Source organism: Adhaeribacter aerolatus, from assembly GCF_007991635.1.
GTDB lineage: Bacteria > Bacteroidota > Bacteroidia > Cytophagales > Hymenobacteraceae > Adhaeribacter > Adhaeribacter aerolatus.
Genome location: NZ_BJYS01000049.1, coordinates 1 through 25,063 on the forward strand (window position 1 = coordinate 1; position 25,063 = coordinate 25,063).

At 44.0% G+C, this 25,063-nt stretch carries 19 protein-coding genes; 7 read left to right on the plus strand and 12 right to left on the minus strand.

Annotated features, from left to right (window positions below):
* Positions 1 to 257: 257 nt before the first annotated feature.
* Both AAE02nite_RS23610 and AAE02nite_RS23615 read left to right on the plus strand, forming a co-directional pair.
* Entirely contained in the window at positions 258 to 1,004 is a 747-nt protein-coding gene (locus tag AAE02nite_RS23610) for a hypothetical protein (RefSeq protein WP_146904332.1), read from the plus strand.
* A 353-nt stretch (positions 1,005 to 1,357) separates the two neighbouring features.
* The gene (locus AAE02nite_RS23615) at positions 1,358 to 2,398 is read left to right on the plus strand and encodes an aldo/keto reductase (protein WP_146904335.1); all 1,041 of its coding nucleotides are present in this window, start codon (positions 1,358 to 1,360) and stop codon (positions 2,396 to 2,398) included.
* 425 nt (positions 2,399 to 2,823) lie between these two features.
* On the opposite strand, the gene hrpB is transcribed toward AAE02nite_RS23615, so the two are convergent.
* On the minus strand, positions 2,824 to 5,274 hold the full coding sequence (gene hrpB / locus AAE02nite_RS23620; RefSeq protein WP_146904338.1) for an ATP-dependent helicase HrpB: 2,451 nt from the start codon (positions 5,272 to 5,274) through the stop codon (positions 2,824 to 2,826).
* Positions 5,275 to 5,670: 396 nt separating this feature from the next.
* Positions 5,671 to 6,048, minus strand: coding sequence for an endonuclease domain-containing protein (locus tag AAE02nite_RS23625; RefSeq protein WP_146904341.1), 378 nt, complete (start codon positions 6,046 to 6,048; stop codon positions 5,671 to 5,673).
* A gap of 751 nt (positions 6,049 to 6,799) precedes the next feature.
* Between AAE02nite_RS23625 and AAE02nite_RS23630 the strand changes: the two genes are divergently transcribed.
* Positions 6,800 to 8,641, plus strand: coding sequence for a prolipoprotein diacylglyceryl transferase family protein (locus AAE02nite_RS23630; RefSeq protein WP_146904344.1), 1,842 nt, complete (start codon positions 6,800 to 6,802; stop codon positions 8,639 to 8,641).
* A 344-nt stretch (positions 8,642 to 8,985) separates the two neighbouring features.
* On the opposite strand, the gene AAE02nite_RS23635 is transcribed toward AAE02nite_RS23630, so the two are convergent.
* The 7 genes from AAE02nite_RS23635 to AAE02nite_RS23665 all read right to left on the minus strand — a co-directional run bounded on the left by AAE02nite_RS23635 (position 8,986) and on the right by AAE02nite_RS23665 (position 16,671).
* Positions 8,986 to 10,020: a hypothetical protein gene (locus AAE02nite_RS23635; RefSeq protein ID WP_146904348.1), complete on the minus strand. Its 1,035-nt coding sequence runs from the start codon at positions 10,018 to 10,020 to the stop codon at positions 8,986 to 8,988.
* Entirely contained in the window at positions 10,013 to 11,674 is a 1,662-nt protein-coding gene (locus tag AAE02nite_RS23640) for a hypothetical protein (RefSeq protein ID WP_146904364.1), read from the minus strand. The genes AAE02nite_RS23635 and AAE02nite_RS23640 overlap by 8 nt, the downstream gene beginning before the upstream one ends.
* A complete protein-coding gene (locus AAE02nite_RS23645) occupies positions 11,661 to 12,719 on the minus strand; it encodes a restriction endonuclease (RefSeq protein ID WP_146904367.1) in 1,059 nt (352 codons plus the stop codon). The genes AAE02nite_RS23640 and AAE02nite_RS23645 overlap by 14 nt, the downstream gene beginning before the upstream one ends.
* A 323-nt stretch (positions 12,720 to 13,042) precedes the next feature.
* A complete protein-coding gene (locus tag AAE02nite_RS23650) occupies positions 13,043 to 13,483 on the minus strand; it encodes a carboxymuconolactone decarboxylase family protein (protein WP_146904370.1) in 441 nt (146 codons plus the stop codon).
* Positions 13,484 to 13,562: 79 nt separating this feature from the next.
* Positions 13,563 to 14,138, minus strand: coding sequence for a Crp/Fnr family transcriptional regulator (locus AAE02nite_RS23655; protein WP_146904373.1), 576 nt, complete (start codon positions 14,136 to 14,138; stop codon positions 13,563 to 13,565).
* A 71-nt stretch (positions 14,139 to 14,209) separates the two neighbouring features.
* Complete coding sequence (locus AAE02nite_RS23660; protein WP_146904376.1) at positions 14,210 to 14,728, minus strand: cupin domain-containing protein; 519 nt, start codon at positions 14,726 to 14,728, stop codon at positions 14,210 to 14,212.
* Between the two features lie 293 nt (positions 14,729 to 15,021).
* Positions 15,022 to 16,671, minus strand: a complete 1,650-nt coding sequence (locus tag AAE02nite_RS23665; RefSeq protein WP_146904379.1) for a tetratricopeptide repeat protein — start codon at positions 16,669 to 16,671, stop codon at positions 15,022 to 15,024.
* Positions 16,672 to 17,848: 1,177 nt separating this feature from the next.
* On the opposite strand from AAE02nite_RS23665, the gene AAE02nite_RS23670 reads away from it, so the two are divergent.
* Together AAE02nite_RS23670 and AAE02nite_RS23675 are read left to right on the plus strand one after the other, a co-directional pair.
* A complete protein-coding gene (locus AAE02nite_RS23670; RefSeq protein WP_146904382.1) occupies positions 17,849 to 18,355 on the plus strand; it encodes a 2'-5' RNA ligase family protein in 507 nt (168 codons plus the stop codon).
* 360 nt (positions 18,356 to 18,715) lie between these two features.
* A complete protein-coding gene (locus AAE02nite_RS23675; protein WP_146904385.1) occupies positions 18,716 to 19,648 on the plus strand; it encodes a DUF808 domain-containing protein in 933 nt (310 codons plus the stop codon).
* Positions 19,649 to 19,831: 183 nt separating this feature from the next.
* Here AAE02nite_RS23675 and AAE02nite_RS23680 read toward each other — a convergent pair whose 3' ends face one another.
* On the minus strand, positions 19,832 to 22,381 hold the full coding sequence (locus tag AAE02nite_RS23680) for a PAS domain-containing sensor histidine kinase (protein ID WP_146904390.1): 2,550 nt from the start codon (positions 22,379 to 22,381) through the stop codon (positions 19,832 to 19,834).
* A 141-nt stretch (positions 22,382 to 22,522) separates the two neighbouring features.
* Positions 22,523 to 23,551, minus strand: coding sequence for an alcohol dehydrogenase catalytic domain-containing protein (locus AAE02nite_RS23685; protein ID WP_146904395.1), 1,029 nt, complete (start codon positions 23,549 to 23,551; stop codon positions 22,523 to 22,525).
* 227 nt (positions 23,552 to 23,778) lie between these two features.
* Between AAE02nite_RS23685 and AAE02nite_RS27060 the strand changes: the two genes are divergently transcribed.
* Both AAE02nite_RS27060 and AAE02nite_RS23695 read left to right on the plus strand, forming a co-directional pair.
* On the plus strand, positions 23,779 to 23,844 hold the full coding sequence (locus AAE02nite_RS27060; protein WP_371863496.1) for a hypothetical protein: 66 nt from the start codon (positions 23,779 to 23,781) through the stop codon (positions 23,842 to 23,844).
* A 274-nt stretch (positions 23,845 to 24,118) separates the two neighbouring features.
* Entirely contained in the window at positions 24,119 to 24,532 is a 414-nt protein-coding gene (locus AAE02nite_RS23695) for an iron chaperone (protein ID WP_146904398.1), read from the plus strand.
* Between the two features lie 128 nt (positions 24,533 to 24,660).
* Here AAE02nite_RS23695 and AAE02nite_RS23700 read toward each other — a convergent pair whose 3' ends face one another.
* A complete protein-coding gene (locus AAE02nite_RS23700) occupies positions 24,661 to 24,885 on the minus strand; it encodes a hypothetical protein (protein WP_246151232.1) in 225 nt (74 codons plus the stop codon).
* Positions 24,886 to 25,063: the final 178 nt, after the last annotated feature.

Genomic DNA, 25,063 nt, shown 5'->3' on the forward strand with positions numbered 1-25,063 from the left:
AAGCGCTCGCGCTCGGTGTTATATATAATATCCAGAACTTCACCGATAAAAAATAATCCCACCGGTTTTCTTTTGGTCAGCCCCCTCTTGCGCCGGACAGTAAGTTAATTCCGGGGAAATTAGCATCAACCTAAAAATAGTTTCTTTGGGCTTTACCCTGGCAAATACACCCGATCAGATAGATTTAAACCAGCTAATTTTTATTAAATATTCAGCATAAAATACTTATATTTAATTAGATATAAATAGCTGACTGTATGAAGACAACCTTAACTTCCGAAAACCCGGCTCACATAAAGGTTATCAACCAGACCGATGCCGATTTGATTATTAAAAATATTCAAAAAGAGCTGCAAGCCTGGCGGTTAAAAAACCTGTTATACCATTTGCTGGTAGGGGTACTCGGCACGGTGGCCATTCTGGGTTCCGTTATTGTTTCGGTTTATTTAGATACCCGCTCCGCTGTTTTAACCGCCGACCGCTTAAAATTAATTGCCATTGCGTCTACGGTTTCTTTATCCATATTATCAGCCTTCAATATTATTTCTAAAACCAACAACTACATTGCCGCCTGCGATTTAATGCAAGTGGCCTTGTTTAAATACAATGCCAAACTTATTAGCCTGGGCACCCTTATCGAAGCGTATGATAAAGCGAATAAAATTATAGGCGGCATTGATTTTAATTTCGATAAAAACTTTACCGGGGCACCCGGCAAAACCGTGGTTTCGGTAGATACGGCCGATGAGCAACCGACCAACGATGAGGAAGCTAAAGCACCAGATAAAGCGAGTCAAAACCCTGCAACTGAGCCGGCAGCATTTCCGAAGGCGCTTACTCCGCCCGTCAAAAACAAAGCTCCGGAAATTTCAAACCAACCAACCACCGGAAAGCCTGCTCCACCCAATACCGGCAGTGGCGCATCGACCGCTGCAGCCAACCTGGTAACCTCCGAAACCATCATCGATACCAACAATGTATCGGTACTGGTATCGGAAAAATAATGTGGCTAAACTCCCTTTGTTATAAAATATCATCAGGTACGAAGAGGAAAAATAATCAGAGTCTTGTTTTGTGCTGATATCTACTTTATCCCCGATTCAGGTAGCGTTTATTTTCCAATTTGCTGGCGTCAGCATCCTCGCTGGCGCTTATTTCAACCAGCTTTTTGCCGAATAGTCTTCTATTCAGCTACCTTAGCTTATAAGCGCATGCTTTTTACCTAAACTTAATTTAAGTTTAGCGTACCAGGGGTAAGTTCAATGGAAAATTATTTCCGGCTAAATCCTAGATTTTCGTTTTTGATTTTTTACCAATCCTAAACATTATTCATTATCCGAAATAAAAAATAAAAACTATGGAATACAGACAACTTGGTGCCTCGGGGTTATTTGTACCGGTATTAAGTTTTGGCACAGCTACTTTTGGCGGTGGCACCGAATTCTTTAAAGCTTGGGGCAGCACTCAGGTAACCGAAGCCACCCGGTTAATCGATATTTGCCTGGAAGCCGGCGTTAATTTCTTCGATACAGCCGATGTTTATTCGCAAGGCTTATCCGAAGAAATATTAGGGAAAGCCATAGCGGGCAAACGGGACAAAATGATTATCTCAACCAAGGCTACTTTTCCGTTCGGCGAAGGGCCAAACAATCAAGGCTCTTCCCGGTCGCATTTAATTAAGCAAGTAGAAGGTAGCTTGAAACGTCTCGGCACCGATTATATTGATATTTTCCACATGCACGGCTTCGACGGCAATACACCCGTGGAAGAAACCCTAAATACCTTAAACGGGCTGGTGCAAAGTGGCAAGGTGCGCTACCTGGCAGCTTCTAATTTTTCGGGTTGGCATTTAATGAAATCGTTGGCCGTTTCGGAAAAATATGGCTGGAGCCGCTACGTGGGGCACCAAGTTTATTACTCACTGGCTAACCGGGAGTACGAATGGGAGCTGATGCCGCTAGCCTTGGACCAGGGAGTAGGCGGTATTATCTGGTCGCCGCTGGCGGCCGGCCGTTTGGGCGGAAAATACCGGCGCAACCAGCCTTTGCCACCCGATAGCCGCGTGGCGCAAGGCGGCAGTCCCGTACCCCAGGCCGTTGTAAACGAGGAGGTGTTTTATAATACTTTGGATGTAATGGACGCGATAGCCGAAGAAACCGGTAAAACCGTGGCCCAGGTGGCGATAAACTGGCTGTTGCAACGCCCTACGGTTTCCAGCATTATTATTGGCGCCCGCAACGAAGAACAACTAAAACAAAACTTAGGTGCTATTGGCTGGAACCTGACGGTAGACCAGGTAAAAAGACTCGATAAAGCCAGCGAAGTACCACCCATTTACCCCTATTGGCACCAACGGCAAAACACCAAACTAAACCCGCCACCGAATTTTTATAAGTAAGATATTTAACGAATTGATTACTGCAGGCTACCGCGAGCGTCCCGCTCGTGATTATTGCCTCTGACCTCTGAAAATTTTACATCTATAATATTCCAAAAGGCCTGTTTCGCTACAGGCCTTTTTAGAAGCATATTAAAATAAATGTAAGTCCTCCCCCTACCCCCTCCTAAGGGGGACTTACTGGTAATGCAACTTTTTACGCAAACACCTTTTAGAAAGGCTATTTCATAAGTCTCAATATTTGCACCATACCTGCGTATTTTTTACCAGCCTGCGAACTTCCCCCTTGGGAGGGGGTAGGGGGAGGATTTTACTTCCAGTTCCTACTCCCTTTCTCCTGTCTATTGCTGATTAAAATAACTCTTCAAACAAGCATTTTACTTCACACTCCTATTCCCTTTCTCCGGCCTTTCCTAAGAAAACAGCTACTTCCCTCCCTTATCCGGCCAATTCACCTTCGGATATTTCGCTCCTAATTCCGGGAGAAGTACCGGGTAGTCTTCGCGCCAGAAGCGATTAATATCGGTAACGACGGCCAGGGGCAGCAAATCAGGGGTGAGCAGGTGAAGTTCTACGGTTATTTCGCTGCCGTCTACGCGGGGGTGCTGTTGCCAGCCGAGTACGTCTTGTAGCCGAATTTCCAGGCGCGGTGGCAGGCCGTTAGGCTGGTACTCCAGTTGCATATCGGAACCGTCGGGCAACGCAATGGTAGTCGGAGCCAATCCTTCCAGGCGTTCTTTTTTATCAGTATCTAACTGCTTTTCTAATATTGGCAGCAATTCTATTTCCCTGAGGTCTTCGGGCACTTCCACGTCTGTCAGGTAGGGTTTGAGCCATTCGGGGTTGGTGAGCAGCAAAGTAGGCGTACTCACGTCGGGCCAGGCTTCCTGGGGGCGCCACTTACGTAAACTCAGTACCCGGAGCTGCCATTGGGTTACTTCTTCGGTAAAATTCAGCAGGTGCTCGCCTTCTTTTTTAATTGCTTCCATAATAGCAGGTACCCGGTGTTTGTCGTCGGGGGGCGGCAGCGGTTTGCTTTGCAGCACAATGGAGCCAATGCGGAGGTCGCGGGTGGCGGTGAGTTCGCCGTCGGTGGTGTCCCAGGTAATTACGTCCTGCTGTTTCACGAGCGGGGCCAAATCGCGGGGGTTCAGCGGCGAGGCCAGGAATATTTTGCCCAGGCCCTGCCGGGCATCGAGTTGGGCCACGGCCAGCCAAGGCTCGTGCGCCAGGTCGTCGCGGTGACCGGCCTGCGCGTAGCTGCCGTTGGCCAACTGGAACTGCGCGTTGTTGCCGGGGCGGGCATAGGCAATGCGTTCGGGGTAGCAATGGGCCAGCAGCACGCCGGTTTCGTAAGGGTCAACGGGGCCGTTCTCCGGCAAAATATTGAATAGCCGGCGGTATGAAGCGGCAATCTTTTCTATTTTCTTCAGGGCTTTGGGGCCGCCGTTTTCTTGCCGGTAACGGCGCAAGGCTTCGATTCTTAAATTTAGGTCAATGCCGGCTTCGCGGGGCAGCGGATCACGTTCTTCCAGCACGGCGGCAATATCGGTAGCTAAGGGCAATTGACCGGTTTCTTCGGCTTTCAGGAGCATGTGGGCGATACGCGGGTGTGTGGGCAGCGCGTGCATTTTTTTACCATGTTCCGTGATGCGGCCATTTTCCAGGGCGTGGAGTTGGTGCAGGGTGTCGGAAGCCTGCTGCAGGGCGGCGCGCGGCGGCGGGTTCAGCCAGGTTAAACTCCGGATATCAATAATACCCCACTGGGCCATGTCCAGCACCAGCGGCGCCAGATCGGCTTCCATTATTTCGGGGGTGCGGTGGGGTGCCAGGCGTTCGTGAGCAGCGGCAGTCCAGAGGCGGTAACAGGTACCCGGGCCCAGGCGGCCAGCCCGCCCGGCGCGCTGGTCGGCGGCGTCTTTCGAGATGCGGATGGTTTCGAGGCGCGACAAGCCCGAGTTAGGGTCAAAGCGCGAGGTTTTACCATAGCCCGTATCGACCACCACCGTAATGCCCTCGATGGTTAAGCTGGTTTCGGCAATAGAAGTAGCCAGCACTATTTTGCGTTTGCCCTGGCGGTCGGGCATCAGGGCGGCGTATTGTTTGCCCGGGGGCAGCTTGCCAAACAACGGGTGAATGGCTACGTAACGCACCTGCCGCCGCAAAATACCCTCAACCTTTTTAATGTCGCCTTCGCCAGGCAGAAACACCAGCACATCGCCGGCTTTTTCGCGTAGGGCCCGCTGCACGGCGCGGGCCGTCATTTCGGGCAACAGCATTTCGTCGAGTTCGCCGGCGTAGATAGTCTCCACCGGGTATTGCCGGCCCATGCTCTGCGCTACCGGCGCTTTCAGCAAAGTGGTTAAGGTAGGCATATCCAGCGTAGCTGACATGACCAGGATGCGTAAATCGGGCCGCCGGGTAAGCTGGGCTTCGCGGCACAAAGCCATGGCTACATCGGCGTGGATGCTGCGCTCGTGAAATTCATCGAAAATCACCAGGCCCACGCCCGTCAGGGCATTATCCGAATGAATCATGCGGGTAAGAATGCCTTCGGTTACCACCTCGATGAGGGTTTTAGCGGAAACCTGGTTCTCGAAACGAATTCGGTACCCCACGGTTTGGCCTACCTCCTCGCCCAGCAAAAACGCCATGCGCTCGGCAATGGTGCGGGCGGCTAAGCGCCGGGGCTCCAGCATAATTATTTTCTGGCCGGCTAACCAGGCTTCTTCAAACAAGGCCAGCGGCAGCAAGGTACTTTTGCCCGCACCCGGCGGCGCGTTTACAATCAGCGTATTTTTACTGGCAAGCTGTTCTCTTACTGCGGGTATTATTTCCCGAACGGGTAAGTCTATGTTGAATGGATTGAAAGGCAAGGGAATTAAATTTTATTTCGTAGATAGTTACGTAAACCGCCGGGGTTTAAACCGGGCAAATATCGGTAATTCTTTTGGGTTTGGGATATTCCTCCTCCTGACACCTCCGAAGAAGGACTTTTAGCACAGGCCGCCGGTAAATGTATTGGGAAATATCCTCCCCTACCCCCTCCAAAGGGGGACTTGGGCTATCGGAACTTTTATTGCTTTTGATTTTTATTTCGGCTTAATCAATTTTTCTGCTTTCTGTTAAGGCTTTTAAATTTACCTATTCCGAGAATCCTCCAGGTAACTTATTTACAAGGTGTCGAACTTTCACCAACTGCACACTATAAAACGTCAGCCGTTTTAATACCAGTAGCAGAGTCCCCCTTTGGAGGGGGTAGGGGAGGATATTTACCCCGACGATTTTCCATGCTGTTCAATCCAGGCTTCCAGCGTTCGTTGCACATTCGGTAAATCCTGCATTACTTCCGCATCCGAAAATCGCAGCACCGTAAAATCTAAAGCATTTAATTCCGCATCCCGTTGTATATCGGCTTCTGTTTTAAACTGATGCGAATAGCCATCTACTTCTATAATCAGCTTTAATTCTTTACACATAAAATCTGCAATGTAATTGCCGACTGGTCGTTGCCTTCTAAAACCATAACCTGCCAACCGTTTACCCGACAATAACTCGCACCACAATCGGATTTCTGCTTTCGTCGAATCGTTGCGGAGGTTACGGGCTAGGGGCTTTAGTTTTCTGTTGTAGTGGTTGTTGGGTTCCATGTTAATCCTTCCTCCTCCGAGTGGTGACAGATTAGGAGTTGGTGAAAATCCTCCCCCTACCCCCTCCAAAGGGGGACTTTCGGGTAATGCAGCTTTATACGAAAATGCTTTTGAAGGAGGTTTTTACAAGTTATCGGCAAGCATATTTTCCCCAACCTACGCACGGCTCCCTTTGAAAGGATTAAAGGTTATTGCCCGGCCAGCGAACCCCAATAACGGAATATATTTTGGCACGAGCTGATAACGCGAACGGTTTGAAGGTGCACGGACTGCGAACGTCCCCCTTCGGAGGGGGCTAGGGGGAGGACTTTCCGGTAAATACCAATTAATACATTTTAACCGGAGAGCATATTTAAACAAGCAGCCAAAAATTATTTTAATAGTAACGGCATGAGGCAACTGCACCAACCACCACCAGAACCACTTCGCCTATTGCCTAAAATATTTAAATTAAAACCATTATAATACAATTAAAAACATTATATTTATATAAACCACTTTCTTTCTTACCACTAACCTAAATATTCCGCATCTTTCTCCGCCAGAGCCGACGAACTGATTCGCCATACTTGCTGATTATTTCTAATAACAAGCATTTAATTGCGGGGACAAATATTGAGGCAACCACTTAAGTATCAACCCCACCAATTCCTTTTATAAAAAGCGGAAATAATGGGGTGGCACTTAGCAGTTTAGGCACAACCATTTGCTTACCCTTATCCGGTAGTTTAATATTTTAAAACCCATCACCATGAATAAGCTACTGTTTATTGTTAATGCCAACGGGGGTTTTTACTACGACTTGTTTTATTTGCTGGCTTTTTTGGTAGGGTATGTTTTACTGATTTGGATTGGGGTTAAACGGCATTACAACCTGGCGGTGTGGCTGCTGGTATTGGCGGCTACGCGGGTGCTGTTTATTCTGGGCACCAAATTGTTTTCGTTTTCGGGGCAAGAGTGGCAGGTGCTGCTCAACCAGTATTATTTACCGCCGGCTACGGGCAAAACTTTGCTGGGTGGTTTGCTGCTGGTAAGTTTGGGGTACTTTGCTATTAAAAAACTGCTGCGGCTTAAAACCGAAACCCTCGATGCTTTTGCCCTGGTTATTCCGTTGTCGATTGCGATGCAGCGGCCGGGCTGTTTGCTGGCGGGCTGTTGTTACGGTAACATTACGGGGGTGCCCTGGGGCGTGCAATATTTACCCGGCACGCTGCCGCATTACCACCAGTTTCAGGCCGGGCTGATACAAGCGCCGGAATTATATTCGTTGCCAGTACACCCTACGCAATTGTACGAAGCCCTGAATGGACTGCTGGTGGTGGGCATTTTATTGTTGGTGCGGCGGTATATTAAAGCGCCCGGCAATTATTTAACCCTTTCGTTTATACTGTACTGTTTCTTCCGGTTCTTCAGCGAGTTTATGCGGTCGCCGCTGGCCCATGCTACCGGGGGCACGGTAGTGGGCGGACTGATAAAAATACAATGGTGTTTGCTGGCGGTTATTCTGGGGTTGAGCGTTTTATTTATCTATCGCGAAAAATATACAAAACCGGCTCCGGCCGCCGACCAGCCGCCGGCTATGGCGGTTATGCTTTTGCTGTTAGCGGGCCTGGTAGGTATTACCTGGGGGTTGCGGCACTGGCTTACGTTTATCGAGCTGCTGGCCATAAACATGGCCCTGGTGCCGGCCGTGGTTTTTGTGAGCACTTATTTTTTCCGGCATATATTTTTACCGCCGTTCCGCTGGCTGGCGCTGGGCATCCTGGTGTTGCCTTTGTTACTCATGAGCCAGACCTTGCCCACCGACCAGGACGGCGCTAAACCCGATAAAAATAAAATCAGTTCGTTTAGTTCTTTTAAAGTAGGGTTTGCCAATGGTAAGTACCAGAACGACCACTCCGTAATTCTGAGCCGGGGCACCGACCCCAACAGTTCCTGCGATGACCAAAGTATTACCAAATATTACGAGCAAAAATATACCTTGCAAGGGGCCGGCTACGCTTATACCAAAAAAAGAGAGGATACCGAAATTACCTATGGCCTGAATGCTTTTGCCGGCAAACACCAGGAAACAGACGTTACCGACAACACCACCATTAGGCAGCCGGTAAAAACCTACTTGTTTGGGGTAAATCCTTACTTTAATTATAATGCCAAATGGGTTGGTTTGGGCGGCGGTTTGGTGGCCGGCAACTTACTTATCTCCCGCGAAAACCAGGACAAAGAAGACAATAGCCCGCCCACCTCGGCCAATTTTAAAACACCTTTTTACCCGCAGGCCTCTATACGGGTGGGCCCTATCCGGTATTTATTTATGGATTATCAACTGGCCCAGCAGTTTCCTTCGGCTTTACCGGGTTTGCGGCACCAGGTAGGTGTGGGCAGCGGCTTTGGCCTCCGGAACGGCAGCTTTTTACGGGCTGGCCTCACTGGCATGGAAGACATATTCGTGAGCGGCCAAATTATAGTGCAAAACCGCATAGTGCTGGAACCGCTTTACCTGTGGGGCACCTCCCAAACCCCTTACCAGGTGCGCCAACGCCAATTTTCGTTGGGTTTGCATTACCGGTTTAATTACCAGGAAGCGAAGTAATTTTGTGCTTTGAATTTACCAACCTCTTACCTCTAGTAATCTTAGCTTATAACACAAAAACATCGGTCTGGCTTACTTCCTCACATAGCTTTGTGCCATACACTCGTTTAAGAAGCTGGCAGCTAAGCGGCTAGATTCCAGCATATTAATTTTTTGACCAGATTAAAAGGCTTTTCCAAATATTTAAGCGACTGCAAAGTAATTATACAAGCTCCTTAAGGTGCATTTATAATCAGCATGTTTTTTAACCACAACCTGTTCTTTATATGTTATAATTATCTACGGAACGTGTAAGTTTATATTGTTTTTTGTATTGCATTAGAACTGTTAATTAATAATTCTATTTAAACTAGTAAATCAACAATCTCTAACTTTTCGTTAATAAATTCAAATTCAGCTATTTCTAACATCCTAGATGATGTATAATTAATCTTCGCATCGTAAACTCTACCAATTCCAATTTTAGGAAGTATTGACAAAGTAAAAGGAACTTCACTTTTCTCCCTAGATGTATAGAAATGTACCTTTATTTTGCATCTACCTTGCGGCATAATTGGCCAAAATACATTTTCTTGAGGTTGGCTATCAAAAGGCGACTGAGCGTTTTTATCTATATCTAGTTCTCCAATTATTCCTTTATGTTCTATTATCTTAGAATTATAGGAAATTGTACCGCTTGGTGTTTCAACATGCAAATCCAAATCATCAGCAGATTCCCAAGCAAGATTGATCTGCAAAAATCCAGATTCACCAACAACCATTTCATTTTTAAGATTATTAAGTCTCGTGATATCTTGAGTTAACTTAAATCTTGTTTCCTCATCAACTTCGGAAGAAACTTCTTCTTTCTGCCTAATAATTTGATCAAGCTGCCGGTTGCGCTTTTGTTCTTGTGTTTCTACATTCTTAACAAGTACTGGCTCAATTTCTCCATGTACATTTATCAGTTTTTCTTTTAATTTTATAAACCGAATTAATGATTGTAAGTTTATTTTTATATAATAAAGAATTGGAGAATTACCTAGTTTTAATGCACCATAAATACCGTCCTCTTCTGTAGTCAAATCTTCATCAAAGGTTATAACATATCGAGGCTTGAAACAAACCACTCCTTCTTGGCTTTTTGTTATTGTATTTATAATTTCTTTATATACATAATCTTGAACAAAGCTTTCCTCTAAATTCCCAAATTCAATTTCAGTTTTAAGTTTATCAGTATCCAAAGGTTCGAAGTTAACTATACCTCCTTTATCAGAAAAGAATTGCTCGATAATTGGAATTAAGAATTCATCGTTTACTAATTTCCTTACTCTAGGCTTGAGAGTCATAACAGGATTAAATTGGCTTAAAACACTTTCTGCCGCATTATGTTTAAACATATATTCCCTTCTTTATGTAAAAGTTTTGAACTATGTTAAAATTTATCTTTACCACCTTAATTTGACTTTCATTAAATTTACAATTGCTAATCTCTATGTATTTTTTACATGTTTCAAAACTTAAACTATCTGTAAAGCTTGGAATCCAAAATTCACTTTTAGTTTTAACTTTATTGAAATTATTTTGAATGGACCACTCATAAACTAGCTGTTTCTTTATATCTTCTTTTATTTTGTTATTACCGTCCTCATCTATAGAGAATTCATTGTACTCATGAAAAGAACCTTCAGATAGATATTTGTAATCTATAATATAGACCTCACTATTTTTATCCATTAAATCCTTTATATCCGTTATCGGTATAACAGAACTTAATAAGTAGCTTTCTACTAAATCATTGAACTTATGAAGGCTTTCTTCAGTGAGGTAGTGCACCATTCTACCATCTTCTTGCTTGATTTTAGTTAATAAGTTAAGGTAATAATTTCTAATTTTCGGATGTATAGATTTAATATAACTATAATCGTTAAATTTCACTTTAAACGTTTTCTCTTTAGTAATCCTATTAAATTTAGGTAGGACGGAATACAAGTTTCTCTTAACCTTTTCGGTTGATACTGTAGTGAGTAATACTAAATCAGGTCTAAGAGTACGTTTAGCAACTTCTTTATTAAGGGTAAGTTCAAAAGGATTAATAGTTGATCTTTTATAGGATTTTAAAACTCCCCGTATATCTGCGTACCATTTTAATTCCGAATAAGGATAATTATTTAAGGCATAAAATTGACACATATCTTCCCATACATCATAAAAGTTATTCATACCCCAATAAATATCATCCTCATTATCATTTTTCTCTGAATACAAGAAAGCCTCAACTGCATTGTAAAAATGCCAATAATCTTCATCCTTATAAATTGTAAATAAATCTATATCATTTAGAATTTCTTTTAAAGTACAAATAGTTGCATTTAGGGTTTCTTCACTTTCAAATAGTTTGGTTCCAGTATTTAAAAATACTTCTTTAAAGTTTTCTGCTAGTTCAAAAGCTTTCAAAGGAATAGTTGCTAATTCTTCTAATTCTTCTTTGATTTCTGTATATATAAAACAAAAGAGTTGTACAAGAGGCGGGCTTTGTTGAATAATCATATTTTTTGAAATATTCATATCATCCAGATATACCACATCATCTTCTAGAAAAAATGATTTATGTAAATATAGATGAATTTTAGAGTAGTCTATATCATTACTCTTAACTTGCTTTTTCTCTAATGAACCAATCCTAAGTTCATCATAACCCTCAATTATTTTATCTAGTGCATTAATTTTAGAGTATAAAACAATTTCATTTTTATCTTCATTTGAAAAACCAAAACCATTAACACTTTCATAAAACCCATCTTTACTTTTAGATATTCCTTGATTTTGGATAAGTTTTTCATACTCTTTTCTTTTAATATACACGCTAAAAGTTCGATACATTTTAAAGAAGAAAGATTTTAGATTTATAAAATCTTCTGGAAAATCTTCAAAACCTAATGGAAGCCAAAATTCTAGTTCTTCATTTACCTTATTCCGCTGTATTCCTACAAACGAATAATGGCTTCTATCCCTTTCAATTCCTTTAATTAGTTTTATATTAGATAGGAGCATAATCATTAATAGCCATAACCTTTTCTACGAATTTTTTTGCTTGTAATGCTAATTGCCCAAATGTTACTAATTCGCTCTCATGAATTTCAAGAAGTTCATAAAGCGGCTTCTTATTATTTGAAAACACACTATCCCAAATGAAGAATAACAACTTATTTTTAATATGTTCTTCTGTTACTTTATCTTCATTTATAAAAAAATAACCAATTTGTTTATCCTCAATTTTCCTTACTTCTCGGTATTTACTTCTAATAAAAAAATTCAGGTTATCAACAAAATCTGCCCAATTAAACTCTGCTCCATCTATATTTATAACTCTATTTTGAACAAAACCTCGTTGATTATCCTCTTCTACATTAATAAATTCCCAATCCCATCTTCGTTTAAAAGCATTATCCATAAAATATATTGAGTTATCAGAGGTATTCATGGAAGCTATTAATGACAAATTAGGAGGAAGTGAAATCCGGTGATATTCTAAATCTAATTTTAAGCAATCGACTCTATTTTGAAAAACTAAATAATCTTGTACTTCATGGGCCTCACCAGGAAACTTATATTCAAACTTATTATCAGCTAACCCTTTAAACTTTACTCCAATTAATTTAAGGATTGCTAGTATTTCAAGTTCAGTTATATTAATACTATATGACGACCAACCATCAGGTGAACGATCAAGTAATTGAAATACAGTTCCAAATATAGCAGCAGAATTACCTCGATTTATTTCATCTATAACAAAGGCAACTCGATCTGCTTCGTATTCCGATTTACCATTTTTTACAGCATCTAAAATATTTTTATATGCTTGTGATAAGGCTTTTAGAAAATGGCCAGGATAGAAATTATATTCAACTTTCCCTGCTTTAGTATGAGGCACTAATTTACCTACGAAATCACCATATGTATATTCAGGGTGGAATACAGTTTTTATGATATTAGTTTTTTCTCTAATTTCTAAAATTTCTGGAATGATTTTCTTTTCAATTTTAAAACTCTTTCCAGTACCTGGGCTGCCAAATAATATTTTTTGAATTGGACGCATATTTTTAATAATTATATATGATTCTAAATATATTATAGCAATATATTTATTTATGCTACATTTATTTAATTTTAAGAATAATATATTTTATTAATATTAAACACATGCTGCAAGTTTAAGCACAATGGCAACTTGTGGCTTTTTCTACCAATCTGTAATTGGTGCAAATTGAAAACTTACTTTCATTTCTACTCCAAGTAAACACTGCGCTGAAACTTGAAGTATAGTTAAAAAGCTAATTACACTATACAATGCTCAGAAAAAAATAGCAGCCAAAACAGGAGTTGTTCTGGCTGCTATTTTAGCGTTACCTAATAGTATGCCTATCGCGGTACTGCTTTGTGGGTACTAATGGCAATGCGGTTCCAGGCATTTATAGCTATTACGGCCATAATTAATTGGGCCAGGTAACTTTCGTCAAAAATGGCCTTGGCCTGTTGGTAGGTTTGCTCGGTTAAACCCTGCTGCTGAATAAGGGTAACTTCTTCAGTAATGGCCAGCAATACTTTTTCCTCGGGCGTAAATAAATCGGTTTCTTTCCAGGCATTTAATAAAAAAAGCCGCTGGGCGGTTTCGCCGTGTTTCAGGGCATCTTTGGTGTGCATATCAATGCAAAAGGCGCAGCCGTTAATTTGCGAAGCTCTTATTTTTATAAGCTCTTTGTGAGTTTTAGATAATTGGGTACCGGCCAGGTAGGTTTCCAGTCCCAACAATGCTTTGCCCGCCAGGGGCTGGGTTGCCAGAATATCGATGCGCTTTTCCATTTGTTTTAAGTTTTATGGGTATGAATTATTATGCTGTACCAAAGGTCGGCAACGCGCCCCCAAAAAAACTTAAACTGGTTTAAGAACGCTTTTTACTTCTGATTTCGCTCAGGTATTCGGGGGTAAAACCTAAAAAGGAGGCGAGTAAATATTGCGGAATGCGCTGCACAAATTCCGGGTAATGGTCCAGGAAATGGTAAAACAATTCTTCGCGCGATAAATCGTATAAATATTTGATGCGCATTTGCGAGGCGGCAAAGGCGCGTTGGTAAACCATCCGGAAATACCGCTCCAGTTTGGGATGCTGGTGCAGCAAGGCTTCCTGCGCCTGAAAATTAATACACAATAGCTCTGTGGGTTCCACGGACTGAATAAAAAACGCGGTAGGTTGCTGCTTTTCGTATGCCAGGTTATCGGTGAGCCACCAGTTTTCAATGGCAAATTCGGTGGTTTGTTCTACGCCTTTATCGTTAATAAAAAATTTGCGGAGGCACCCTTTTAAAACAAAATAATGGTGCTTGCAAATTTGTCCGGCCGTTAGCAGGTTTTCTTTCTTGGGCACCCTAACTTGTTCAAAATAACCGCAAACGTCCGCAAACTCTTCCGGGCTTATCGTTATAAATTTATCTAGGTGGTTTTTAAATACTGCTGACATGGCAATTGGCTTAAGCTACCTAAAGCTAGAAATTAAAAGCACCCGATAAAATATTTATTAGGCGTTCCAGGCTAGATTACCGCTGGTCGGCACAAACGGTTTACTAATTCAACTTGCTCCGGGTAAAGCTGCCCCAACTCATCTGCTTTAGCCATTTGGAAATCAGCAAAATCAAAACCCGGCGCAACCGTACAGCCCACCAGCGCAAAATTTGTTCCGGGTGCCGGCTCCGAAGCAAACCAGGCACCTGCCGGTACCACCGCCTGAAAGGTTTCGCCGTTAGCCAGGTTCGCGCCCAGTTGCAGGCGGGTGTAATTGCCGCTTGAGTCCAGCACATGAATATACAGCGATCCGCCGGCGTAAAAATGCCAGCACTCGTCGCTTTTAATCCGGTGGAATGCCGAGAACTCCCCGGCCGGCAACAAGAAATAGATGGCCGTGGCAAAACTCCGGTCGCCGGTGGCTGGCGCAAAACGCGCGGGTAAACTAACGTGGGGTATATTTTCGGCGGCCCGGTAAGTTTCTTTGTAAAAGCCGCCTTCGGGGTGCGGGGCTAAATTTAAATAACGAATATAATTCTGGGCAGTCATCGGCAAAAGCGCTGGGTAAAGTTTTAGCTCCTAAGAAAGCATTATTCTTCCAGTTTTTTAATAATCTCAGAAAAAATAACGCTGCTCCGGCCAGGCGCTATACCGGCGTGGCAACCGGTAAATTTAACAGGAAGCGCTAAATATTTATACCGCTATTCCGGCTGCCTGTTGCTGGCTGCCGGCTACGTACCACAATGAAGCAGCATAACCGGGGGCCAACTGCAACTTTTACCGCTATTATCGGGGCAGTAGCCTTAATCAAAGCGCAGCGTTCGTTTTTAGTTAGAATTACCTCAGGGCTTTTCGGAAAAGAAATTATCTATAATATACCGGGCTTCCTGCACCTGAATACCTTTGGTTACTAATTCCTGTAAATCTGCCCGGGCTCCTTCTTCGATTACGTACCCCGATTTTTTACAAAGCTGGATAAATTGGCTATACAAGGCTTTTGCTTTCTCGAACTCGCCCAGGCGCAAGGTGGCCAGGGCAATATTAAACATGGCATAAGTGGCGTCGGGCTCGTACTTAAGGGCCTGGTAAGAGTAATCGATGCACTTTTTAAATTCGTCCGTACAGTAGTAAGTCCAGCCCAGGTTGCCCAAAGCGCCGGCGTAGGTGCTGTCTATTTTAAGGGCCCGCTGGTAGGTTTGTTCGGCCAGGGTATGTTGCTGCCGGCGCGTATAACTTAAGGCCAGGCGCATGTAGGCACTTAAATATTCGGGGTCTAATTGCAGGGCCTCCTGGCAGTACGCAATGGCTTTCTCGTATTGGCGAAGGTCGTAATAACAATCGCCTAATCTTTTTATGACGTATTCTTTTTTATTGTTCAGGCGGTAGGCTTGCATAAAGTCTTCTATCGCATAATCTAAAGTACCGGCATAATAATACGCATCGGCCCGGTCTACGTAAAAAGCTCTTTCTTTGGGGTCCAGGGCAATGGCCTGCGAATAATCCTGAATGGCTAAACTGTATTTATCTTTACCGTAATTTAAATCGCCTTTTAAGTTATAAGCCCAGGCGTCATCGGGTTTCCGGGCAATAGCCTTTTCAACGTAATACAGGGCACTATCGGGTTGTTTCAGGGCCTTGAAACACAGCGCCAGGTCGTATAAAGCCGCCTCGGGGTTTAGGCCGGATAGTTGCTTAAAACTCGCCAGCGCCTGCTGGTATTGGTCTGAATCGTAATACACATCGCCCAGGTTTTTAAAAGCCGGGGCAAACTGCGGATACAACCGGATGGTTTGGTTATAATCCACGATAGCTTTTTCGGGCTGGTTTAGGTGGTAATAACCGTAGCCCCGCAAATTATACGCATAGGCATAGGCCGGCGCTAACCGGATTACCCGGCTTAGGTGTTTAATACCCGGGGCGTATTGCTGCTGGTTAAAGAACTGCTCGGCCTGCAATACATTGGCATTTACCAGCAGCGAGTCCAGGGTTAAGAGTTTGGCCAAAGCTGCGTTTAAGGCCTTACCGGGGCTATACGAAAGGGTGTAAACTTTTAACCGGTTGGTAAAAACAGAACCCGGATTTCTTTTGATATAAGTGGCAATCTTCTTTTGAATACTTTTATCTCTTGTCACAAAAATGGCTTCCAGAAAGGCACTGCCCAAAGCTTTTTCGGAGGGGCTAAGCTGATTTTTGTGCAGGAGATCAAAAAAAGAAATCAATTCCAGCACGTGATAATTACCGGTTTGCAAAAGCTTTTTCTCTTCCTGAACCAGTTTTAAAGCGGTGGCCATTACGTTTATGCCCTTTTCAACGCTATCCTGTTCCATATAAGCCATGCCTTGCCGAAAAAGATGCGCTTTGTCGCTGAACTGCTGCTGCAAATTGTTGTTGCCAAAGGGGCTGCGCGGCACCGTATCGGCAGGCATCGCGGCTTTTACCTCTCCGAAAAAGTATAAAGAAATAATAAATAGAAGGGTAATCGTTTTAAGCATAAACAGCGAATAGAAACAGGCTTGTGGCCACTATATATTTTAATTTTCGAATATATAATATTTTTTTATTATTATGGCTGATAGGCGTAAGCAGCTAAAACAAAATATTAAAATAGCTTATCTGTCCGGTTATTTGCTGCCTTTGTGGTTAATGGACTCGCAACCGCTTAGCCCAACTTTTGGTCTGAATAAGTTTAAATAGGCGATAGCGCTTTACCCTGCCGGCTTAGCCTGAATTCGAATTGAATAGGCCTGTAGGTAATTGGCTTCTATTTTACCACCGCCCATAAAGGCTAGTAGTTAAATGGCTAAATGTTGGGTTAGCCGGGACATGGTGGAGCAGGTAAGGGCGGTTGTTTAAGTGATTGGGTTGCGGTTATCCGTGGAGTCGCCGTTTTTTCCTCCCCCTACCCCCTCCCAAGGGGGACAGCTTCGAGCCGGCAATTTTGGAGCTTTAACGGGTATTGCCCTGTAACTACTTTTACTCAGAGGTGTTTAAATTTAGTTGATTGAGGCAGCCACTATTAAGCCATTAATATTTAGCAACTTTATTTAAGTGTGTTTAATTTAGGTTAACAGTATCAATATTAAACCTATTCCCATACAATTTTTTACAAAATAATTTGCTACAAAACCACAGCCGGTAATATAGGAGTAGCCCTAAGTCCCCCTTTGGAGGGGGTAGGGGGAGGATTACTTATTTTGCTCCCAGTTTCCCTCAGTCCGGAATCAATTCAATGAATTGCACTCAATTCGTGCCTATAAAATTACTACCAATAAGACCCTTGCTGTAATCCCCAGCGAATACAAATAATTATATCTACTTACTTATTATCACTATACAATCAAGAGATTACATCATTATAAATTTAACTAATATTTTTAGTACTAAAGTTTGGTTTAAAAATTCAATTTACTGCTTTTGAAAGCAATTAAGTCTTTAATCCTAAAAATGGTTGTGTTTACGGGTATTTATCTCATAAATATATCCAACTTCCGACAATAAAACTAATTTAATTAGCTGCTAAATATTAAGAAAATAGAAGGTTTAAATAGCCTTAACAGCCTATCTCGAAGACTAGGCAAATGCAATTACTCCTAAAAATCACATTCGGATTAAAAAGGACATAGCTAATGAAAATGCCCTTAGAATGAAAGCTTAAAATTTTAATTATTCATGTATAACCCTAAATGTATAAATGCTTATGTAGCAGTGTATTTACTCGTTATTTCACCTTCATCTTCTGTTAAAAATGTAGTACTTCGTTTGAGGGCTAAACTGGGCAATAAAATTGGTATTTATCCAGCCCGTTACTCTCAACCCCACATAACCATTTTATCAGTTGTCATAGATGATAGCCTGGAGCATAAATTATTCAATTCATTACGGAAGATAATAGCTCAGGAAAGTCCAATATCTATGACTGCACATGGTATAGAATGCTTCCCATCCAACAAAACAATATATGTTGGAATTAGAGAAACTAACTTATTTTCTACTCTGAGCAAGAATATCTGGAGAAGTCCCTTTGTTTCTGGCTTACCAAAAGAGTTCAAAACTTCATCTTATGTGCCGCACCTTACAATTGGTCGGAGTTTAAATTATAACTTTGACTCTGCCCAAAATTGTTTTAAAGAATATTCTTACGAAGAAAGCTTCATGGCTGATTCTGCTCTTTATTGAAAAAATATTTTGGAAATGAAGGAAGATTTGTCCCGGTGCAAGAATTTCCATTTTGCTCGATACCTTCTGGTCAGCTTTCCTTATTTTAAATACTGATAGCTTTTGAGCACGGCAGTAACTTGTGTTTTCATGCAGTCCTCTTTCAATCGCTAAAGGTTGATAAAGGGCTGTTCCACCTCAAATTACTATTGTACCGTTATAGAGTTATTCTAAACGGTAAAATTGCCTCTCCCGAAAAGCAACCCTTATTTGTTAATCAAAAAGCCACTCCCTAACTTGCCGCCCGGCCGTGGCGGGCAAAAACCGTTAAGCCAACTTAATCCCAGAAATTAAGTATCTGCTTAAAACAAAAACTAACTAATGGCTTCCGGACTCCTTGCTTTATTAGATGATATATCGGCCCTTGTGAAAGTAAGCGCGGCCAGCCTCGACGATGTGCCCACGCAGGTGGCCAAAACCACGGGCAAGGTATCGGGTATTGTAATCGACGATACTGCCGTTACGCCTAAGTACGTGGTGGGCCTGGATCCTTCGCGCGAACTGTCGATTATCTGGCAGATTGCGAAAAAATCGCTCATCAACAAACTGTTAATTTTAAGCCCGGCAGCGCTCTTGCTCGGGTTCTTTGCGCCCTGGGCCATCCAGCCAATTTTAATGCTGGGTGGGGCCTACTTGTGTTTCGAAGGCTACGAAAAGGTACATTCTATGTTTAGCCACCACAGCGAGGAGCACCAGGAAAACGAGGAAATGAAAGTAATTACGCCGGAGGAACTGGAAAAAGAGCGGGTTACCAGCGCCGTCCGTACCGATATTATTCTGTCGGCGGAAATAATGGCAATTGCTTACAGCCAGGTAGCCACCAGTCCGTTGGTAAACCAGATTATTGTGATGCTGGCGGTGGCGGTATTTATTACAGCGGCCGTTTACGGGTTTGTGGGCTTAATTGTAAAAGCCGATGATTTTGGGGTACACCTGGCCAAAGGAAATAATAATGCAACTGTGCAGAATATTGGGCGCGGTATTGTAAGGTTTATGCCTAAATTTTTAAAAATACTGGGTTATGTGGGCACGGCCGCCATGTTGTGGGTGGGTTTTGAGATTATTACCCACGGCGTGCCGTTTTTGCACCACTTGCTCGAAAATATTGAACACGCCCTGGCCGGTGCGCCTATTCTGGCCTGGTTAGCCGTGGTCCTGATTTGTTTGGTAGGCGGCTTAATGCTGGGCTTTATTATTGAAAAGATAGTGGTGCTGGTGCGCAAGGTGTTTAAGAAGCAACCGCAGGAAGTATAAGCAGCCTTGGCGGCAAGTTTGTTATTTCAGTCCGGGTTTGGGCAAGAGGAAAGGCGCCGCATGAGCGCCTTTCTTTTCTTATACGGGTATTTGCTGCGCTTTTCTCTACTGGCCAGCTTGTAACATTTGCCGGATAAGCCAGCTGGCGTGAATGCGTTTGCACCAACGCCATTTGCTACCGCATTAATTATTCCGGAAATATATTTTAAAGGTAGAACCTTCATTCAGGCTGCTTTCTACGGTTATCTTGCCCCCGGCATTGTCCACTATCCGTTTTACCATATACAAGCCTACGCCCGAACCTTCTACGTGGTCGTGGAAGCGCCGGAACATAGAAAACAATTTGGTTTGGTTGGCCGGGCTTAATCCCAGGCCATTGTCCTGCACGGCAAGTACCCGGTATTTGTCTTCGGCAAAAAAGCTGATTTGTACTTCGGGCACCCGCTCCGGGTGGCGGTATTTAATTGCGTTGGAAAGCAGGTTATACACGATGCTGCGTAAATTTTTCGGGGAGAAAGATATCCGTTCTTCCAGGCCGATGCTGGTTATTATTTGGGCGCCGGCCGCCAAGATAAGCCCCTCCAGGTCTAGCTGCACTTCCTTTACCACGGCGGCTACGTTAACTAGGCTGAGCTCGGTATCATCACCTTTGGGCAATTTCGATATTTCGGTCAGGTCGAATATTGTTTTCTTAAACCGGTAGATGGCATCTTTTATAAACCGGATTATCTGGGCTGCATCGCCGGTGTTCAGGGCTTCGGCGGGCAGTTCCAGTCGTAATTCTTCCAGCAGCATTTCGATGTTGGAGATAGGCGCTTTTAAATCGTGGGAAGCGGCATAAATAAAATTATCCAGGTCGACGTTGGTATGCGTGAGCTGCTCGTTGGCGCGGCTTAACTCCAGGTTGGCAATGCGTAAATCTTCGTTAACCTGGGCCAGTTCTTTGGCCATGTTCTGGTTTTCGAGGGCACTTAGCTCTACCCGCCGGCGTGCCTCTACCGGTTCGGTTACATCCGTTACCAGGGTATAAAAACCTACTACCTGACCGTCGTGAATATTGGGCACATAGCTGGTGCGGATATGTTTGGTAAATCCTTCGCGGTAAGGCATAGTCGCTTCAAAATCAAAAGCTTCCCCGGCTAAGGCCCGGTTTATATAACCTTTCACATTCCGGTAAGCTTTTTCGCCAACTACGTCCTGTAATTTTTTCCCCAGCAAATCCTGCGCTTTCATCGGGAACCAGCTTTCGTAGGCCCGGTTGGCAAACTGGTAGCGCTCTTCTTTGTCGATGTACCCAATGAGTACCGGCAGCGAATCGGTAATCAGCCGTAGTTCCCGGGCGTGCGCTTCGATGGCTTTGCGGGCGGTTACCTGGTCGGTAACTTCGTAGGCAAAAGCCATAACGCCATCGATGGTACCTTCGCTGTTGCGGCGGGGCAGGGTGGTAAAGGTCCAGTATATTTCTTCCAGGGGCTTCCCTTCGTGCCGGGCCAGCATAAGGGGCATTTCTTGCGCTACGTACGGCTCGCCGGTACGGTAAACCTGCTGCAACATATCCGGTAGGGGCGTATCGGCCAGTTCGGGTAAGGCTTCTAACAAGGGTTTACCCTTTAAAACCCGGCCCGGAAAAATTTGCTGGTAAACCGGGTTAATTAAGCCAAAGGTTAAATGGGGGCCTTCCAGAATTACAATGGCCGCCGGTGCCCGCATAAATAAATCCTCGAGCTGCTGCCATTGTTGTTTAGTTTCAGCCTGGGCCTGCCGCAGGGCAGTAGTTCTTTTTTCTACCCGTTTTTCCAGTTCCTGGTTCAGTTGCCGCAGGGCTTCGGCATTTTGCTCCGCCTGCCGGCGGGTTAATACAAAACCGGTTACATCCAGGGCAAAAATCAGGATGCCGTTAATTTTTCCTTCTTTGTCGTAAAGGGCCTGGTAAATAAAATTCCAGTAAATATCTTCCGGGGCCTGATCTTTAAAACGGGCTACCGGAATTAATATCTCTTTGCCTTCAAACGTTTCGCCGGTGTTATAAACCTTATAAATAATTTCGTAAACCAGTGAATCTCTTAACTCGGGCAGCGCCCCAAACAAGGGTAACTCCAGCAGGTCGCGCCCCGGAAATAATTGCTGATAGGCCTCATTTATAACTTTGTATACCAGATCGGGGCCTTCCAGAATGGCTAATGCCGCGGGGGCTTGTTCAAAAAGGCGCTCCAACCTGATTCTTTGCTGCTCAGCCTGAGCCCTGGCTAGCTGTTCCCGGGCCTGACTTTCTTTAAGCTGCCGCCGCGCCTTTTCGCTCTCGGTTACATTAGCGGTTTCGTGCACCATACAAATGGTTTCGCCCTGGTCATTCTGCACCGGCGTATTAATGGTGCGCCAGTAACGCTCTATGAATTCTCCCGGATTTTTCGGGTCCGGAATATCGTACCGGTAAACCGGCATGTGGTGGGTTTCACCAGAAGTTAGCACCTGCCGCAAAGAGGCTTCCAGGTTGGCGGTAGGAGAAGTGCCGGTCGTGGCCGGATTATCCGGAAAAACCTCGAATACCTTTTTGCCGATAATTTCTGCTCTTACGGTTAAGGTTTCGCGCAGGTAAGAATTTGTAGCCGCCTGTATAACCAGGTCCGGCGAAAGCACGATAGCCGGGTTAGCCTGCTTCTCAAAAATTTTATAAAATAAAAACGCCGCTTCGGGGGTGTTGGTCCCCGGATTAGCAGATGATTTATCTATCATGCAATATTTAACACTAGGTAGGTAAACAAGCCTACGTAAATTAAAAAGATTGGCTAAAGAGCAGAACTGAATATTTTAGGTAATGCCGGTAGTAAAGCCATAAGAAAGTTTCGGTTTAAAGTGCAGCCGTGCCCGCACCGTTTATTCAGCTGGTTTTACTACCACTTTGCCGATGGTTTTGCCGCGCTGAAACAGGTGAATTGCCTCCTGCATTTGGTTGAAATGATAAACGTGACCAATATGCTGCGGCTTTAGTTCCAGCGCCTGAAGCCCGTTCAGCATTTGGTGCATTAAATCGGTTTGCTCGTACAAGTAAATCAGGTTAAACCCCATCAGCGATTTATTCTGGGTAGGTAGTCGCAACGGATCTATTTTGGGGCGCCGCAGAAACTTCCAGATAAGCCGGGGATAATTGGGTTTTGCATTGTGGCTGGAGAAACTGGCGTTGCCGTATACCACCATCCGCCCCATTGGCGCCATTGCTTTCCAGCCTTGCATCAGAATTTCACCCCCAATACATTCCATAATTAAGCGCAAGGGCCGGTCGCCCAAGGCATTTAGCAGATTCTGGCAAAAATTATTATCGCGCAAAATCAGGGCATCGTAAGCTTCCTGCTCTTGCAGAAAATTTATTTTATTTGCCTGCCCCACTGTGCCAATGGTATAAGCGCCTATTTTTTTACAGATGCGGTTGGCCAGAATACCCACCCCGCCGGCGGCACTGTGAATGAGCACCGTCATGCCGGGCTGCAAATTGCCCAGTTCGGTTAGGGCATAGTAAGCGGTGAGCCCCTGCACCAGAAATCCGGCTCCTTCTTCAAAGGTCCAACCGGCGGGCAGCGGAATAACGTAGCGATGGTGAATATTCAGGTGCGAAACATAGCCACCAAACTTGGTGGCACCCATTACCTTATCCCCCACTTTCCACTCGGTTACTCCCGTTCCCACAGATATAATTTCTCCGGAGAATTCCAGGCCCGGAATAAAAGAACCTTTCGGCGTGGCACTGTATAAGCCCTGCATGGCAAAAATATCGGCAAAATTAAGCCCGATGGCATTTACCTGCACGCCTACTTCTCCGGCCAAGGGCGGGGCCAGGTCTTCGGTTTGCAGCTTTAAGTTTTTAATCGAGCCGGCCTGGGGCATGCGGTAAACCTGGCGTTGGATCATAAGGTAATTATCTGGCTTATTCTGGTCTGTTTTATTAGGGCAAAACGTGGGCGTAAAGTTCCTGGTTTTCGTACAGACTTTTCCCGCCGCTAATATTTGTCGCAAAGTACCCGGTTATTGTCGTTTTTATACCGTCTTTTTTTGGATTATTCCTGTATACTTGTAAAAAAATAAATGTAACCGAAATGAAAAAGGTTCAGCCCAGCCGCCTTTAAATTACCGCCTTCCTGTGGTTCGATAACCATGCTGAAGAAGCAATGGGGTTATACTTATCCGTATTTAAAAATTCCTGAAAAAAATCAACCGGTACGGTGCGGCTGGCTAAAAGGTAAATTCGGTTTGCAGGGGCGAATAGTTCCAGCTAATTTAAGCCATTTGTTGCAACCAACTGATGCCGGCCTCGCCCAACGCTTTATAACCACCCTGATGCAAATAGACAATATAGACATGAATCAACTGCAACCGGCGGCAGCAGCGGAACACCCGGCACCTCCCTAATCGTTATAAAATCTATGTCTAAATATTTAATCGCAAACTTTTACCCACCTTTATTAACTGAAAGCACTCATGAAAAATTACCAGGTCACTGATGTAGACAGCTATCTGCAGGCCGTTCCAGAAAATGTACGCCTGGCCTTGGCCAACTTACGAGCGACTATTAAGGCAGCCGCACCCCAGGCCGAAGAATCTATCAGTTATATGATGCCCGGTTATAAATACCTGGGGCCACTGGTATATTTTGCCGCCTTAAAAAACCATTTGGCCTTGTACGGGGCTACCAAAAATATGCTGGAATTATTTAAAACGGAGCTGCGTCCCTACAAAATATCCGGCACGGCTATTCATTTTACCCCGGAACAGCCGCTCCCCGACAGTCTGATACAAAAAATAGTTACCGCAAGAATCCGGGAGAACGAAGAAAGAAAAGCGGCCAAGGTGCGGGATGTCCAGGTTAAAGAGCCGCTTAAATCCGCAAACTAAAATTAATATTCCGCCGGAAAGCTAAAATAAACAGCCGGCAATTAAACCGGCTGGTTAATAAAGGTTAAACGCTATTTGCTGTTTTTGCGCTGGTTTTGGGTTATTATTTTACCGCACTTGTTGGTGTATTACCTGTTTTTCCGGTTCAGCACAATGCCATATATAATCAGGCCGATACCAGCAGCAAAAGCCAGGTTCTGTTTATCTTTATTAGATAAGGCCTTTAGGTAGGCCAGACCGTTCTTGCCCGGATCCGAAACAATATCCGTTAGTTCGGAAGGATTGGTAAATAAACCTTTTAAGGTTTTAGTAGCCTGGTCAATAGTTTGATTTGTTGATTCGGTTGATTCCATGATTATTTTATAGTAAAATCAAGTAGTACGCAGGCTGGGCATTTAAGATGTTTACCGTAAGTATTTATATCCGGCAAAAGCTCAAAATTCCGTAATAATTGCACTATTTACTTTGGCTTACCTATTTTGGTTTACGGTTTAGCCCGGAATTCATTCCCGTTATATAACAAGTCTTTTT

Bases quoted from the DNA above. Each gene is read 5' to 3' on its own strand.
- AAE02nite_RS23610 (WP_146904332.1), top strand. From the start codon at position 258: ATGAAGACAACCTTAACTTCCGAAAACCCGGCTCACATAAAGGTTATC.
- AAE02nite_RS23615 (WP_146904335.1), top strand. From the start codon at position 1,358: ATGGAATACAGACAACTTGGTGCCTCGGGGTTATTTGTACCGGTATTA.
- AAE02nite_RS23625 (WP_146904341.1), bottom strand. From the start codon at position 6,048: ATGGAACCCAACAACCACTACAACAGAAAACTAAAGCCCCTAGCCCGT.
- AAE02nite_RS23630 (WP_146904344.1), top strand. From the start codon at position 6,800: ATGAATAAGCTACTGTTTATTGTTAATGCCAACGGGGGTTTTTACTAC.
- AAE02nite_RS23635 (WP_146904348.1), bottom strand. From the start codon at position 10,020: ATGTTTAAACATAATGCGGCAGAAAGTGTTTTAAGCCAATTTAATCCT.
- AAE02nite_RS23640 (WP_146904364.1), bottom strand. From the start codon at position 11,674: ATGCTCCTATCTAATATAAAACTAATTAAAGGAATTGAAAGGGATAGA.
- AAE02nite_RS23645 (WP_146904367.1), bottom strand. From the start codon at position 12,719: ATGCGTCCAATTCAAAAAATATTATTTGGCAGCCCAGGTACTGGAAAG.
- AAE02nite_RS23650 (WP_146904370.1), bottom strand. From the start codon at position 13,483: ATGGAAAAGCGCATCGATATTCTGGCAACCCAGCCCCTGGCGGGCAAA.
- AAE02nite_RS23655 (WP_146904373.1), bottom strand. From the start codon at position 14,138: ATGTCAGCAGTATTTAAAAACCACCTAGATAAATTTATAACGATAAGC.
- AAE02nite_RS23660 (WP_146904376.1), bottom strand. From the start codon at position 14,728: ATGACTGCCCAGAATTATATTCGTTATTTAAATTTAGCCCCGCACCCC.
- AAE02nite_RS23665 (WP_146904379.1), bottom strand. From the start codon at position 16,671: ATGCTTAAAACGATTACCCTTCTATTTATTATTTCTTTATACTTTTTC.
- AAE02nite_RS23670 (WP_146904382.1), top strand. From the start codon at position 17,849: ATGTATAACCCTAAATGTATAAATGCTTATGTAGCAGTGTATTTACTC.
- AAE02nite_RS23675 (WP_146904385.1), top strand. From the start codon at position 18,716: ATGGCTTCCGGACTCCTTGCTTTATTAGATGATATATCGGCCCTTGTG.
- AAE02nite_RS23680 (WP_146904390.1), bottom strand. From the start codon at position 22,381: ATGATAGATAAATCATCTGCTAATCCGGGGACCAACACCCCCGAAGCG.
- AAE02nite_RS23685 (WP_146904395.1), bottom strand. From the start codon at position 23,551: ATGATCCAACGCCAGGTTTACCGCATGCCCCAGGCCGGCTCGATTAAA.
- AAE02nite_RS23695 (WP_146904398.1), top strand. From the start codon at position 24,119: ATGAAAAATTACCAGGTCACTGATGTAGACAGCTATCTGCAGGCCGTT.
- AAE02nite_RS23700 (WP_246151232.1), bottom strand. From the start codon at position 24,885: ATGGAATCAACCGAATCAACAAATCAAACTATTGACCAGGCTACTAAA.